Here is a 15,374-nt window from a genome sequence, read left to right as displayed (position 1 = left end):
AGCCAGCAGTAGCGTGGGCTGAAGTCGTTAACACTTTTAACATTGGTGCATCGAATGCATCTTAATAGGGCAACAGGCGTCCTGAGTTTGAGCAATAAACGAACTAAGATTCACATATAAATAACATATTGTGGCCGGTTCAGCGGATTATCGTATTTTTTGACTGTTTAACCCTGCTCAGCTCAATGTGGTACTTACAGTGCAATATATGCGTATCTGTCGATATTTCATTAAGTACAAGGAGGGCAGTCGTTGAGCAGTCATAGTATGAGCCGCCGTGCATTATTAGGGTGGATTGGTAAAACAGCGGGCGCCGGCGCGATGTATCAGGCCATGAGTTCACTGGGTTTTGCGGCCGAATCTACAAAGCCCGGTACATTGAAATTAAGTGGTACGAAGAAAGGGGCATCTGTACTGGTGTTGGGTGCCGGTGTTGCGGGTATGACAGCGGCTTATGAGCTGCGCAAAGCCGGCTACAAGGTAAAAATCCTCGAGTTTAATGGCAGAGCCGGTGGTCGTTGCTGGACGCTCCGTGGTGGCGATACTTATACAGAACTGGGTGGTGCGACCCAGCAATGTCAGTTCGCTGAGGGGAATTACATCAATCCGGGTCCCTGGCGTGTGCCCTACCATCACCATCATGTGATGTCTTACATCAATGAGTTTAACGTACCTATTGAGCCTTTTATTCAGGTTAACTACAACGCTTACGTGCATTCAACTAAAGCGTTTAACGGTAAACCCCAGCGTTACCGCGAAGTGCAGGCTGATTACCAGGGATATGCTGCTGAGTTATTGAGTAAAGTCATTAACCAGAATGCACTTGATGCTGAATTGAGCGGTGAAGACAGAGAGAAGCTTTTTGAGTCTCTTCGTCACTGGGGAGCACTGGATAAAACTTCTGCCTATAAAAAGTCCTATGAGACAAGTTTACGCCGTGGCTTTAAAGTACCACCGGGCGGCGGACTGTCACCCAAACCTGAACCCTCCGAATTGTTTGACCAAAGTGCTTTACTGCAGTCTGAACTGTGGAAATACATAGTGAATGGCCAGGACATCGAATTCCAGAGCAGTATTTTTCAGCCTGTTGGTGGTATGGACAGTATTGCGAAAGCCTTTGAGAAACGGGTTGGTGATCTTATCGAATACAACGCCAGAGTCACATCTGTTGATCAGAGCGACTCCGTTGTAACAGTGAAATACGACCAGCAGGGCACTGCCAAAGAGGCACAGGCTGACTGGTGTGTGTGCACAATTCCTCTCTCGATTCTTTCTCAGATCCCTGTCACAGCAAGCAATGCAATGAAAACCGCTATCCGCTCGGTGCCTTACGCAGCGTCAGTGAAAGTGGGCCTGGAATTTAAGCGCCGCTTCTGGGAGCAGGACGATGCAATTTATGGCGGTGTTTCATACACCAATCTGCCCATTACTAATATCAGTTATCCCAGTACAAAGTTTTGTGACAAAGGCAAAGGGGTGTTGCTGGGCGGCTATGTATGGGGGCCGAACGCTTTCGAATTTACCTCGTTACCACCGGAGGAGAGAGTCAAAAAAGCCGTTCAATACGGCAAACAGATCCATCCGCAATACGAACAGGAGTTCGACAACGGCATTGCCGTTGGCTGGCACAGAGTGCCCTGGACACAAGGATGCTATGGCGTGTGGACTGAAGAAAAGCGGGAAGAACACTATGAAAACCTGTGTCAGGTAGATGGTCGTCTGGTACTGGCCGGTGAGCATGCTTCAAATCTGCCTGCATGGCAGGAAGGGGCTATAGCTTCGGCGCGGGACGCTATCGAACGGTTACATGCCAAAGCACTGACAACGGCTGCATGAAAGAGAGGACAGAACAATGAAATCATTAATTAACGTTGCCGGTACCGGTTTACTGCTTCTGAGCAGCTGTGCACTTGCTACTGATGATGCCGGTTTTTCTCAGGGTAAGAATTTTGAAGAAGTGTCCGGAGATGAGCTTTATCACGCTATTTGTCAGGGATGTCATATGCCTGATGCACAGGGCGCCAAAGGTGCAGGCGCATATCCTGCACTGGCAAACAATCCCAAACTGAGTGCTGCTCCCTATGTCACATTTATGGTCAGCAACGGTATGGGTGGTATGCCCGCATTAAAACAATATTTATCCGATGAACAAATCGCCGAAGTGGTGAATTATACACGTACCCACTTTGGTAACCATTTTACTGACACCGTGAGTGCAGAAGACGTTAAAACCATTGCCCGAAGATAAAAAGGAAAAACGTAAATGAAAAAGTTATTAATTGCCCCGTTACTACTGAGTGCTGTACTTGCAAATACAGGTTGCAGTGAAGCAGAAGCAACCTCCACCCCGAAAGAAACTGTTATACGTCATGGTTTAATTGGTTCAGATTTCCCCATACTGCGCGCCTCTGAAGTGCCGGCAACCAGTACCATTGTATTTTTAAGCGGGTCTGTACCCGGCGTAAGCAACCCTGACGCACCGGAAGGCAGCAGGGAGGCCTACGGTGATACAGAAATGCAAACCGTGAGCGTCATGAAACGTATCGACGAAAACTTGAAAAGTCTGGGGCTCACTATGGGCGATGTCATCAAGATGCAGGCATTTCTGGTCGGGGATCCTGAAATGGACGGGAAAATGGATTTTGCCGGCTTTATGCGAGGCTATACTCAGTTTTTCGGAACAGATGAACAGCCTAACTTGCCTTCAAGGTCAGCTTTACAGGTTGCCGGTCTGGCGAACCCTAACTATCTGGTAGAGATTGAAGTGACTGCGGTTCGTCCTGAGTAATTCTCAAATAACCTTGTGCCGGTGATACTATGCATTCACCGGCATCCACCGGCATTCAATAAAACACAGGGTATGTTGTTCTGAGCCTTTCTGTTATCCCGCCAGCATCTGTCTACCTGACGTAGCGCAAACTAAACAATATACCGGCAACCAGCCAGTAAAACACCGGCTCCTGCCAGCCTGTTTTAAGTGACCAGGTGTAATGCAAAATGGCCAGAAACAATGCCACCCATACGGTGTTGTGAAGCGGTTGCCAGCGCTGTCTCATTTTTTTCCTGATGAACAACGGAGACGTGAGCGTCAGTGCAAGCAGGATCAATAAGGCGGCGAAACCCACCAGTATATAAGGCCTTTCAACGATCTCTGCGCCGGCCATCTGCAAGGCAAACTGCAGTTCAAACGCCAGCCAGGTAAGAAAATGCGCCAGTGCGTATACAAACACATAGATCCCTGCCATTCTTCTGAGTTTAATTATATCGGCGCAGGGCAGACGTCTTGCTATCTGTGACAACGCGAGGGTAAAAAGTAACAGGTTCACCGCCATAATCCCGCTGGAATGGAGCAGCGCTTTTACCGGATCGGCACCCAGCTGATCATTGATGCCGGCATAAAATAACAACGCCAGGTAACCCGATGCCAGGCCATGGATCACAAACTTAATACTGTTGACCTGAAATGATGTCAGCCTGACAGGGCGTGAAAACAACGTTTTCTTCATTGAAACCTAATAAAACTTAGATAAATCCATACCTGCATACAGTGATGCAACTTCTTCGTATCCGTTAAACGGGCGGGTAGGGATGCGGTTCTGATTAAACAAACCACCACTGGTGATCCGTCTTTCAGAAGCCTGACTCCACCTGGGATGATCAACCGCCGGGTTTACATTCGCATAGAAGCCGTATTCCCGGTGGGCCAGACGTTTCCAGGTTGTTGGCGGCTCTTTGTCTGTTAACGTGATACTGACGATGGATTTGATACTTTTGAAGCCGTACTTCCAGGGCACGACGAGTCTTACCGGCGCGCCGTTTTGTGGAGGCAGGCTTTTACCATAGACACCGGTTGCCAGCATAGTTAGCGGGTGCGTCGCCTCGTCAATACGCAAGCCTTCTACATACGGGTAGTCAATGCCGCCTCCGGTGAAGCGGCTTCGCTGGCCGGGCATCTGCTCAGGATCATAAAGTGTTTTGAACGCCACATATTTAGCCGACGATAATGGTTTCGCCTCTGCAAGCAAGTGACTTAGCTGAAATCCTGTCCAGGGAATTACCATCGACCAGGCTTCGACACAGCGTAAACGGTAAATTCTCTCTTCAAGCGCAAGCCGGGTAAATAAATCATCGTAATTGAGAGTAAGAGGCTTTTCGACCAGACCGTCTACTTTCAACGTCCAGGGTTCGGTGCTGAATTGCTGTGCGTTATTTACAGGATCGCTTTTGTCTGTGCCGAATTCGTAAAAATTATTGTAGGACGTTACTTTTGCTTCCGGTGTGAGTGCTTCATCAGGTTTAAAGTTATCATTCACGGAAAAATCGAGAGGCCGTGTCCGGAACGTGTCTTTTTTCTCTTCATCATCAGTGAACCAGCCAAAGGCTGATGCAGGTTGCGACATGAGCGCACCCAGCCCGGCAAAGCCTAATGATTTGATCACATTGCGGCGGTCGCGGTAAACAGATTCATCAGTAACGTCACAATCTTTGAATGTCTGAGATGGTTTGAAGCGGTGAGCCATAACTACCCTTTTTATAAAAACACATCTGTAAGACCGGTGTCACAGTGATTTTATTTCAATTAAATATTGTTCATTTACAGGTTATAGGCTGCTGCAATTACGGGATTTCAACTGAAGCCGTCGAATTGTGCAGTTTGTTTGGGTAAAAACAAACTGGCATACAGCCTTGCGGCAAATTCATCTGTCATGCCTGATATGTAATCAGAAATGACTCTGTGACCGTTATCCTGTTCCTGCGCTTTCAGCCAGCGGCTGCGTGTATTATCCGGTAACAGCCGTTCCGGTTCTGAACTGAATGCTTCAAACAGTTCCATCACTGTTTGCTGACCTTTGTACTCCAGTAACTGAACTTCGGTTTTCCTGATGACCTTCTGAAATACAAAATCCTTAAATAAAGCCAGGGCGTTGAAATGCCGCTCAGGCATAACGGCCTGGTAACGGAGCAGGGGATGGCTGAATACAGGATTTTCTTCAATGACAATCGCGGTAATAAAGCTATTTACCAGTGCTCCGATGGCATTTTTCCGTTCGTGATGGCGCTCACTGAACAGGCGTTTTGTGAGAGATGTGATCTCTGCTGACAGCCACGGGACATCCATTTCTGCAAGAGGTTTGGTTACGGCTTCAGTAAAGGCGCTGACCGAGACCATTTTCATCACGATGGCATCTTCAAGATCATGGATCCCGTATGCGATATCATCCGCCAGTTCCATAATGGAACAATCAAAAGATTTGTAACGGGTTTTCCCGTGTCTGTCTTCATTGTGCTCATACGCCATGAACCGGTCTTTTTCGTCATCGCCCAGAGGGTCGAGCAGCCAGTCAAACAATGCTTCATCACAACGGTAAAGCCCTTTGGGAGGGTGCCAGTGCGAGGCCTGAAGCTGCCTCAATGAACCCGGCCGGGTACCGAGACAGGCAGGGTTTGTAAGGGTGTCGATAAAATTGGGGTATTTTACCAGTCCCAGAATACTGCGGCGGCAAAGGTTCATGCCGTGCTCTTCAGTATAGGGTTCCAGCTGGCATATAATGCGGAAGGTCTGTCCGTTTCCTTCAAAGCCGCCGTGATCATGCATCATATAATTCAGTGCAATTTCACCACCATGCCCGAAGGGAGGGTGACCGATGTCATGAGCCAGACAGAGGGTTTCAATCAGGCTGCTGTCGAGATGCAACTCGCGGGTTTCGCCGGGAAACTTGCCCTGTAACTGAGCGGTAATGCCGGTGCCGATTTGAGCTGCTTCCAGTGAGTGCGTAAGACGGGTGCGGTAAAAGTCGCTGAGTCCGGCCCCCAGCACCTGTGTTTTCGACTGCAACCGCCTGAAAGCGGCGGAATGCAGCACTCTGGCTTTGTCCCGTTGCCACGGGTTTCTGTGATCACCGTCCCGGGATTGACTGCGTGGCAAACGTCTTTCACACCACTTTGACGAAAAATCCGGCATATTGCAGTTACTCTCTCACATTTATGCGTGTTGATTCAGTGTTCAACATAGCATCAAACCCTTGAATTACAAAGGGCTGAGGGAGTCAGATATCCTGTTGTGACAGTTCATCAACGCTTACCAGACAATTGTCTGTGAATGTGTCGAACAGATAACGGACTTCCGGCAGCTTTTCTTTAAAATGGGCAAGCATGCCGTCGAGGCGGTCACGGACGGGAATAAACTCGCGGTTACCGAAAGCAATTTCATCGCAGGCTTTTAACCAGGCCGAGATAAGATCGGCGGCTTTCACCAGCGTTTTATATTCAGGATCCACACTGGCCTGTACCACCAAATCTGAGAAATGCTTCTGTAATGCCAGAGGCAAAGAAGCGACACATTCTTTTTCAGAAGCGTCTTCTAATTTCTTAAATTCCCTTGTGATGCGGGGATTATGATATTTGGTGACATGATTAATATCTGACAGTTTCGTTTCAGAGACCTCATGGTAAAGCGCAATAGTCGCGGCACGTTCAGGGCTGAGCGTACCGCCAAAGTGTTCTTTACGGATGACTGCAAGCAGGTGAGCGATAACAGCAACCTGATGGGAATGTTCAGCAATGTTTTCCCCTTTGACGGTATGCATCAGAGACCAGCGTTTGATCAGGGGCATACGCAGGATCCAAGCTAAAAACGTGCTTTGCTTTGACATTATATGACTTCCGGTCCGTGCTGACGGTAATGTTTGAAGAACGAACCGATGCGGGTAAGTGCAGGTTTAAGGATGTCAGCATGGGGTAAAAATACCAGTCTGAAATAACAGCCTTCCTGAAGGTTAAATGCCCGGCCGTGGACAAGAAGAATTTTCTCTTCATTCAGCAAATCAAAAATCATCTGCTCGTCATTGCTGATATTGAATTTTTTCGCGTCGACCCGGGCGAAGCAATACATTGCCCCTTTAGGTTTAACACAGTGGATGCCGGGAATACTGTTCAGCATATCTGCAGCCACATCCCGCTGGATTTTGAGGCGACCACCATCGTAAACCAGATCGTTAATGCTCTGATACCCACCCAGCGCTGTCTGAATCGCGCTCTGGCAAGGCACATTGGCACACATCCGCATGGATGCAAGCATGTTGATCCCTTCTATATAGTCTTTAGCAATACGCTTGTTACCGCTGACTACCAGCCAGCCGGCACGGAAACCTGCCACACGGTAATTTTTAGACAAACCGCCCAGCGTCACACAGAACACTTCATCAGTCAGGGAAGCAATGCAGGTATGCTTGTGACCGTCGTAGAGAATTTTGTCATAGATCTCATCAGAGAAAATAACGAGGCCGTGTTCTTTGGCTACATCAACCACCTGTTGCAATAAGGTTTTGTCGTAGACCGCACCGGTAGGATTGTTCGGATTAATTAAGACGATTGCCCGTGTTCGGCTGGTGATTTTACTTTTAATATCGTCAATATCCGGAAACCAGTCTGCCTCTTCGTCACAACGATAATGCACAGGTGTTCCTGAAGACAGGCTTACTGCGGCTGTCCACAATGGATAATCAGGACTTGGAATCAACACTTCGTCGCCGGTATTAAGTAATGCCTGCATTGCCATCATGATCATTTCACTGACGCCATTGCCAATAAAGATGTCATTAATGCGGATGTCCGGAATGTTCATTTGCTGGTAGTACTGCATCACGGCAACACGGGCCGCATAGATACCTGCAGATTCTGAATACCCCTGGGAAGTGGGCAGATTATAAATAACATCTTTCAGAATATCGTCAGGCGCTTCAAAGCCGAAAGGCGCCGGATTCCCGATATTCAGTTTCAGAATTCGATGTCCCTCATCTTCCATCTTGCGTGCTTGCGCCGCAATAGGACCCCGGATGTCGTAACATACATTATCCAGTTTGTGAGAGCGTTCTACAGGTTTCATCAGGTCTTCTAATCTATCAGCGTAAAAGGGCTGACAGAGTATCGCATCGGCTGGGTGTCTGTTAAGAGGATTTTGTTATCTTTATCATCATTTTATGGTGATAAGGGAGGAAGTCGTTCCGCTATTCTTATTAAATGAGAGGTTTCTTCGCGATCCGTTGCATTCTTTTTACTCATCTTATGATGAGTATTTTTTAAAAAGCACATGTTGCTACTGTATTTTTAATGCCGGCTAGTGGCGGCAGTTGGCAGATAACTGTAAATATTTAGCCGGCTTTATACATTTTTATGCGTAAATAATGAGCATTTTTTCTGGCGTATGTAGTCAAAAGTAGGGGTTGAAATGTAATTTAATTACAGAATTAAGGCTGTTTTGTGCCGTTAAATCGTCTTTTACATGTGAAACTTTGTTAAACTTTCAGAAAAAGTGGTTTAAATTTCGCTGTTCCAAGCTTATTTTTTAGACTCATATCTCATTATGTAATCATTACTTATTCCATAATGAAATATATGATAAGAAATAATCAATAAAAATCAATACTTTGCAAATGTAACAAAGCTGATTCATTGCCTTTTACCAAACTGTTACCCACCTGAAACAATAATACAACAGCATTTACGCGGATTTTGTAGGATAAATATATACGTCGACAGGGCACAGGGTTCTGAAGACAAAAACAATAAGTTCGCCAAACTTTGAGGAAATGAATTATGAAAGCTATCACTAAAACTCTTGCTGCTGTACTGAGCGTTGCTGCTGTTTCTGCACCTGCTTTTGCTGCTGATAAAGAATACCGTTTTATCGGTGACACTCAATTCGCCGGTTTCTGTAAAGCTGTTGCTACTGACGATGTACGTGCACTGCGTGTTAACCTGAGCCGTAACGTTGGTCGTATCGCTGCTACTGAGCGTGAAGTTCTGCGTATGCTGACTGCTGAAGACGGTTTGACTTGCAACGGTTCTACTCTGGTTGACTTCTCTGTACAACGTGAAGCATCAGACGTACATGAATTCCTGACTTCACGCAGCTAAGCGTGGGTTGGCTAAAGAGCAGGGTGGACGCCATAGCAATTATGGATGCTCCCACCCTGGTCAATGGCTACCGTTATTCTCTTCCCGCCTGAAAACGACGATTCACTGATTCCCTGCTTTTCGTCATCATTTTTACCACGTTAAACCGCAATCTCAGTAAAGCCACGTAAGCCATAGGTACCAGTACCAGGCTGGTTAGTGTTGAGAATAGCAGTCCTCCGATTATCGCAATGGCCATAGGTGAATATGCCGGCCCGTCTCCGCCTATTTTTGTGCTGCCTGCAGCCAGAGGCACCAATCCCAGTACGGTTGTTGCCACGGTCATAAGCACCGGCCTGATGCGTGACATACACCCTTCTGTTACTGCACGGTACAACGGGACATTTTCATTTACCAGCTGATTGATCCTGTCGACCAGTACAATGCCATTGTTGACCACTATACCCATCAGGATCAGCATGCCTATCATCCCCATTACCGACATCGACGTACCGGTCACAAAAAACGCCCAGAATACGCCGGTGAACGAGAATAAGAGTGATGTGATCACTGCGGCAGGTAACAACAGTGATTCAAACAGTGCAGCCATGACGATATAAATCATGCAGACAGCCAGCAACATATTCATCTGCATGACCGCGAAAGCCTCATCCTGCCGGCGGAAACTGCCATCCAGAGTCCACTGGTAGCCTTCTGGTAAAGCAACATACGCCATGGCATTTTCTATCCGTTCTCTTGCCTGCTCCACGGTCACATCTTCAGCAAGGTTAGCTCCCACAGACAGTGCGGTCTGGCGGTAGAACCGGCGAATTTCGGACAACTGAGGTTTTACCGTAATACCGGCAATCATATCTAAGGTAACAGGGCGGTTATCAACATGACTCACAACCAGACTTTTGAGGGTTTGCAGTGATGCCTGTTCCGTTTCGCCATACAGCAGTCTCACACCGGTTTCGCCGGACTCACCGTAGCGGAATGTGCGCAGATTTATGCCCCGCAGCGCAGTGCCTACCAGGCCGGCAATGTCGTCAGGCTTGACTCCGGCCCGCCAGGCCTTTTCACGATCAATAGTGATCTGAAATTCCTGTTTTTCACTGCCCACGTCGGCTTTTACGTCCTCCAGTCCGTCGATGCTGGCCAGAACCGGCACCAGTGCATCAGCGAGTTCCCGAAGGCGGGTAGAAGACTCTCCCAGTAATGTCAGACGGACACCGCCACCGTTGCCGCTGTCCCACTGGAACGACGGACGGGCTCTGGCAAATTGTGGCATTTTTTCGCGGATAGCCTCTTTAATTTCTGATACCGGTACAGGTAGTTCATCATTCAATGTGATCCCTGATACCGCATGACCGGCTTCGAAATAGGTATAAACCTGTTTAATATGAAAAGCCTGCTGATTTTCATACAGAAATGCTTCCATTTTATTAACGGTAGATTCCACCTCTTCAAGGCTGTAATTTTGCGTGATGTGGTATTCAAGCCAGATACGCTCATTATCATTATTCCCTTCATCATCTCCGCTGATCTGGCTCAGTGGTATGGTTGCGCTGAGTAATATCAGTAACGCCAGAAATCCGGTTGTTTTCTGATGTGCCAGTGACCAGTTAAGCAACCGTCCGTAGCGGGTAATATAGCCGGGTTGGATTAACTTCTTTTCCACCGGTACTTTCACTTTTGAAACCAGCAAGGGGATCAACGTCTGCGACAGCAGCAAAGAGGCAAACAGTGAAATACAGATGGCAATGGCCACGTGCTCCAGAAATACCGTGATATCAATTTTGACGCCCACAATGTTAGGCAGAAACACGATAGCTGTCGTGGCCGTGCCGGCTATAACCGCAAGGCTTACTTTATTGATGCCAGTCTGTGTGGCACGCACCGCGTTGCTGTCACTCTGACGGGCCTGAAAAATACTTTCTGTGACAACCACCGCGTTATCCACCAGCATGCCTACCGCCAGCATCAGGCCCATCAGGGACAGGATATTCAGGGAATAGCCCATCAGGTACATGACGCCAAGGGTAATACAGATAGAGAAGGGCACCGAGAGGACAACAATGAAAGTGGTGGATAATTGACGTAAAAATACATAAAGCACAGCCACAGACAACAGCGCCCCAAGTAAACCTGCCATGATCAGATCGCCCAGCGACGAACTGACACTTTTCGCGGTGTCATCCATCACAAACAGGTTGATTCCGTTAAATTCAGGGTCTGACTCTGCTTTTTTAATTACCGCCATGACTTTGTCTGCTACTTCAACCAGATTACTGCCTGATTCACGAAATACATTGAAGCCAACCGCGTAAGTACGGTCCAGATGACGGCCTTCATTGCGTTCCGGACTTTCCCAACTCACGGTAGCAATGTCTTTTAGCCGGATCCCCGGTCTCACAATCAGATTTTCAAAGTCGGTAATATCAGTGAATTCTCCGGCCGGATTGATAATAATTTTATTTTCAGTACCAAGTGCTCCCGCCGACGCTGAAAAATTAGCTTGTCTCAGCCGCTGACTCAGTTTGGCTGTATCGATTTTAAGTGCACTGAGTTGTTGCGGATCTAAGCGGATGACAATCTGCTTTTTCAACACGCCGTAAAGTTCCACTTTCGAGACGCCCGGTACCCGTTCCAGCGGGCGCTTAAGGTTTCTTTCCAGTAAGTCATAAGCGTTACTTAAATCCCGTGCACTGGATACCCTTAACTGAAATACTGGCATGTCGTTGGTATTGAATTTGTAAACCAGTACCCGTTCAACATCATCCGGTAATTCGTGGCGGATAGCGTCGATTTTCTCTCTGGCTTCAATGCTCTTGGCTTTGATATTTTCATCCCAGTCAAACTCGATGAAAATTTGCGCCCGGTCTTCCATGGATGTGGCCTGCAGGCGTTTGATTCCTGACATGGTAGCGAGTACTTCTTCTACCGGACGGGTTATCATGCGCTCAACTTCAGATGGGGTGGCGTCACGGTATGGCACTTCAACCACTATCTCAGGAATATCGATTCCGGGAAATTTCTCCAGGGGTAATAACCGGGATGCCATAACGCCGAACAGCAACATGGACAAAAAGCACATGCAAACGGTAACCGGGTGGGTCAAAGCAAACCGTGCCAGACGGGCAGCACCGGCAGAAGCGTGATTATCCATAAGTGCGTTCTCCGTTTTCTTCCTCTGAAAGTGCCGGACGGGCCGCAAATTCTTTCGTATCAAATAAGCTGTACAGTACCGGGATAAGTACCAGTGTCAGCAGAGTGGCAAAGATTAATCCTGATATCACAGTGACCGCCATGGGCGTACGCACTTCTGCACCATCGCCGAAACCAATTGCCATGGGTAACAGGCCGAGAATAGTGGTAAGGGTTGTCATCACAATCGGGCGTAGACGGCTTTTCCCTGCATCGATAATCGCTGCATTTTTTTCCATGCCGGCAGCCCTGAGCTGATTAATGCGGTCGATAAGCACAATGGCATTATTCACAACAATCCCGCACAACATGATAAGACCGATAAATACCACTACAGAGATATGTGTGTCAGTGAGCCAGAGCCCGAACACAGAGCCTGCACCGGCAAGTGGCACGGCAAACAAAATAAGCAGGGGATGTAACAGTGATTCAAACTGAGACGCCATCACCAGATAGACCATAAAAACAGCAAGGGCTAAAGCAAACTGCAGTGACGCAAAGCTTTCCTGCATATCCTCGCTCTGCCCGGCCACTACCGCTTTTAATGACAGGGGGAAACGGATTGATGCCAGTGCTGCCTGCGCTTCTTCCACGGCTTCAGCCAGATCGCCGTAAGCAAGGTTAGCGTTAATAAGCACCACACGTTGCTGGTCTTCACGGGTAATCTCAGACGGTCCCGTACTCATAAACACATCAGCAACAGCGGATAGCGGTACAGGGAAATCACTGTCCGGATTGACGATAATTTGTTTGACGTCGTTAACATTATCCCGTTGTTGCAACTGATTACGTACCAGAATGTCGACCTTTCTGTCATCCATAGAGTATTGAGTTGCCACCTTACCGCCAACTTGTGCTGCAACAACATCCGAAACCTGCTTTGCGTCAAGGCCCAGTCTGGCAAGTGCGGCATTATTAAAGGCTATTTTAAGCTCGGGATTACCGGCCTGCAGTGTTGTGGTGATGTCAGTAAAGCGCCGGTTTTGCTCAAGCTTTAACATAATCGAACGGCTGTATTGTTGTAACTGGTTTAAATCATAGCCCTGCAACTGGATCTGCAACGGGGCTGCAAAACTGAATAACTCAGGTTCGCCAAACTGACTTTGTACGCCGGCCTGCGATGACAGAAATTGCCGCATAGCTGTTTTTACTTCTTCCATGTCATCAGTGCCTGCACCGGGCTTCATAACAACATTTAACTGACCCCAGTGATCACCACCCTGTCCCGGGGCTGCGCTGAGTAAACTGCCGGTTCCGGCCAGTGAATAGCTTCGTTCCACGCCGGCCCGGGCATTGGTGACCTCAGCCAGCCGGGCCAGTAAGGCGTCGGTATGCTGAACGCGGGTACCCGCCGGCAGGGTGACTTCGACGTAAAACTCTCCCTGAGTGAGTTTCGGAATAAGTTCCATTCCAAGGCGTGGCAATAACAGTACAGAACTGGCAGTAATGGCAAGGGCAATAACAAGGACTATGGCCCGTTGTGAGAGGGCACCGCGTATTGCTTTATCATAGCCTTTTTCCAGCAAACTGAAGCCTGCTGCTACCAGTGCGGTGAGCGGACGGAACAGCACGCCAAAGCATACTGATAAAGCCTTCCACAGAGCAAAAATAACAGTGAATAATGCCTGAGGTAAGTAAATAAACAGCAACCGGAACGGAAATGTGAGAATTGCTTTAAGGCCGCGCAGGGCAGGATGTGCAGATGAGGGCACGACGGGCTGGCTGAAAGTCTCCGTGTGAGCAGGTTCTGTGCGGCGGCTGCGTGCTGCAAGAGCAGGGATCAGTGTCAGAGCCACGACCAGAGAAGCCGCGAGGGCAAATGACACGGTCATCGCCTGATCACGGAACAACTGCCCGGCGATACCTTCAACAAATATCAGAGGCACAAACACCGCCATCGTGGTGAGTGTGGAGGCAATAATCGCACCGGTCACTTCTTCTGTACCGCGCTCTGCCGCCAGGGCTTTGTTACCGTTCGTGAGTTTGCGGTGTCTGTCGATATTCTCCAGCACCACAATGCTGTTATCCACAAGCAGACCTACTGCCAGCGCAATACCACCTAAACTCATGATATTCAGGCTGATGTCATTACCATACATCAGATTAAAGGTGGCTATGACGGAAACTGGAATGGAAACCGAGATGATTAGCGTAGTGCTGAAATCCCGCAGAAACAGGTAAATCACCAGCATTGCCAGCAAGCCGCCGATCATCGCTGACGTTTTAACATCGTCGATGGCCTGCTTAATAAAGGTGCTCTGGTTGTAAATGGTTTCAAGATGATATTGTGCGGGCAGCGCTCCGGACAACGCATCAATTTCGGTCAGAACCCGTGTAGCCACATCCACAGAGTTCGCATCGCCTTCTTTATAGATGGCTATCTCTGTGCCTTCCGTGCCGTTAAAACGGGTGACAGCATCTCTTTCTTTGTACAGATTACTGACGCTGGCCACGTCTTTTAACTGAACATTTTTGCCTTCAAACCGGCTGATATACACATTTTCGATATCTTTCAGGGATTCAAATTCGTTGAGTGTGCGCACCAGAAATGCCTGCGTGCCGTCATCCAGCCGGCCTCCTGCGGCATTGACATTCTCTTCCTGTAAGCGGGTGATAATGGTGCTCATACTGACACCCAGCTGACTGGCTTTCCGGGGATCAACCAGTACCTGAATTTCGTTTTCAAGTCCGCCGCCCAGCCGCACAGAGGCAACACCTTCAACAGACTCCAGTTTGCGCTTTATCTGCTCTTCTGCAAATAAGCGCAGTGTCTTCATTTGTTCCGCTGCCAGGCGGGGATCACTTGAAAGGGCGTCCGGTGTCAGCGACAGGCCCAGTTTCATCACCGGATCCATAGAGGGGTTAAACTTTAAAAGCCGGGGTTTGTCCACATCCAGTGGCAGTTGCAGAATATCCAGCTTTTCCCGTACTTCCAGGCTGGCAAAGTCCATGTCAGTACCCCAGGCAAACTGCAGTACCACATCAGACTGACCAGCTCTGGAAATTGATTTAACGCTTTTGACGCCTTTTACCACACCTACCGCTTCCTCTACCGGCTTACTCACCAGTTGTTCGAGTTCCGCAGGCGCAGCACCTTCGTAGTCAGTGCGGATTGTAAGTGTCGGGTAGGACAGTTCAGGTAACAGATTCACCGACAGTCTGCTCAGTGACACCATACCAAAAAGCAGAATGGCAGCAGTAAACATGGCGATGGCGACCGGACGTCTAACCGCTAATTTTACAATACTCATTGTCAGTTCCTTTGCGCGTAA

11 protein-coding genes are annotated in these 15,374 nt (G+C 48.3%); 4 read left to right on the top strand and 7 right to left on the bottom strand.

Going from position 1 to position 15,374, the window contains the following annotated elements; all coding sequences use genetic code 11:
* Nucleotides 1–252 precede the first annotated feature (252 nt).
* The 3 genes from ACXAGC_RS10285 to ACXAGC_RS10275 are packed head-to-tail and all read left to right on the top strand — an operon-like array spanning nucleotide 253 to nucleotide 2,788.
* Complete coding sequence (locus ACXAGC_RS10285; RefSeq protein ID WP_474844308.1) at nucleotides 253–1,836, top strand: flavin monoamine oxidase family protein; 1,584 nt, start codon at nucleotides 253–255, stop codon at nucleotides 1,834–1,836.
* 16 nt (nucleotides 1,837–1,852) lie between these two features.
* The gene (locus ACXAGC_RS10280; protein ID WP_474844307.1) at nucleotides 1,853–2,248 is read left to right on the top strand and encodes a c-type cytochrome; all 396 of its coding nucleotides are present in this window, start codon (nucleotides 1,853–1,855) and stop codon (nucleotides 2,246–2,248) included.
* A gap of 15 nt (nucleotides 2,249–2,263) precedes the next feature.
* Nucleotides 2,264–2,788: a RidA family protein gene (locus tag ACXAGC_RS10275; RefSeq protein ID WP_474844306.1), complete on the top strand. Its 525-nt coding sequence runs from the start codon at nucleotides 2,264–2,266 to the stop codon at nucleotides 2,786–2,788.
* Nucleotides 2,789–2,900: 112 nt separating this feature from the next.
* Here ACXAGC_RS10275 and ACXAGC_RS10270 read toward each other — a convergent pair whose 3' ends face one another.
* The 5 genes from ACXAGC_RS10270 to ACXAGC_RS10250 form a co-directional block, all read right to left on the bottom strand.
* Entirely contained in the window at nucleotides 2,901–3,506 is a 606-nt protein-coding gene (locus ACXAGC_RS10270) for a protein-methionine-sulfoxide reductase heme-binding subunit MsrQ (RefSeq protein WP_474844305.1), read from the bottom strand.
* A 6-nt stretch (nucleotides 3,507–3,512) separates the two neighbouring features.
* The gene (msrP, locus tag ACXAGC_RS10265; RefSeq protein WP_474844303.1) at nucleotides 3,513–4,520 is read right to left on the bottom strand and encodes a protein-methionine-sulfoxide reductase catalytic subunit MsrP; all 1,008 of its coding nucleotides are present in this window, start codon (nucleotides 4,518–4,520) and stop codon (nucleotides 3,513–3,515) included.
* A gap of 107 nt (nucleotides 4,521–4,627) precedes the next feature.
* Complete coding sequence (locus tag ACXAGC_RS10260) at nucleotides 4,628–5,962, bottom strand: anti-phage deoxyguanosine triphosphatase (RefSeq protein ID WP_474844302.1); 1,335 nt, start codon at nucleotides 5,960–5,962, stop codon at nucleotides 4,628–4,630.
* An 85-nt stretch (nucleotides 5,963–6,047) separates the two neighbouring features.
* On the bottom strand, nucleotides 6,048–6,653 hold the full coding sequence (yfbR, locus tag ACXAGC_RS10255) for a 5'-deoxynucleotidase (RefSeq protein ID WP_119501503.1): 606 nt from the start codon (nucleotides 6,651–6,653) through the stop codon (nucleotides 6,048–6,050).
* Entirely contained in the window at nucleotides 6,653–7,885 is a 1,233-nt protein-coding gene (locus ACXAGC_RS10250) for a pyridoxal phosphate-dependent aminotransferase (RefSeq protein ID WP_474844301.1), read from the bottom strand. Before ACXAGC_RS10250 ends, yfbR begins: the two co-directional genes overlap by 1 nt.
* Before the next feature lie 710 nt (nucleotides 7,886–8,595).
* Between ACXAGC_RS10250 and ACXAGC_RS10245 the strand changes: the two genes are divergently transcribed.
* Nucleotides 8,596–8,916, top strand: a complete 321-nt coding sequence (locus tag ACXAGC_RS10245) for a hypothetical protein (protein ID WP_349586916.1) — start codon at nucleotides 8,596–8,598, stop codon at nucleotides 8,914–8,916.
* 73 nt (nucleotides 8,917–8,989) lie between these two features.
* Here ACXAGC_RS10245 and ACXAGC_RS10240 read toward each other — a convergent pair whose 3' ends face one another.
* Nucleotides 8,990–12,064, bottom strand: a complete 3,075-nt coding sequence (locus ACXAGC_RS10240) for an efflux RND transporter permease subunit (RefSeq protein ID WP_474844300.1) — start codon at nucleotides 12,062–12,064, stop codon at nucleotides 8,990–8,992.
* The gene (locus tag ACXAGC_RS10235) at nucleotides 12,057–15,353 is read right to left on the bottom strand and encodes an efflux RND transporter permease subunit (RefSeq protein ID WP_474844299.1); all 3,297 of its coding nucleotides are present in this window, start codon (nucleotides 15,351–15,353) and stop codon (nucleotides 12,057–12,059) included. Before ACXAGC_RS10235 ends, ACXAGC_RS10240 begins: the two co-directional genes overlap by 8 nt.
* Between the last annotated feature and the right edge of the window lie 21 nt (nucleotides 15,354–15,374).

The organism is Alteromonas sp. AWJ4_197, assembly GCF_056160285.1.
The sequence above is the reverse complement of the archived record's forward strand: the minus strand, read 5'-3'. Positions and strand labels throughout refer to the sequence as shown.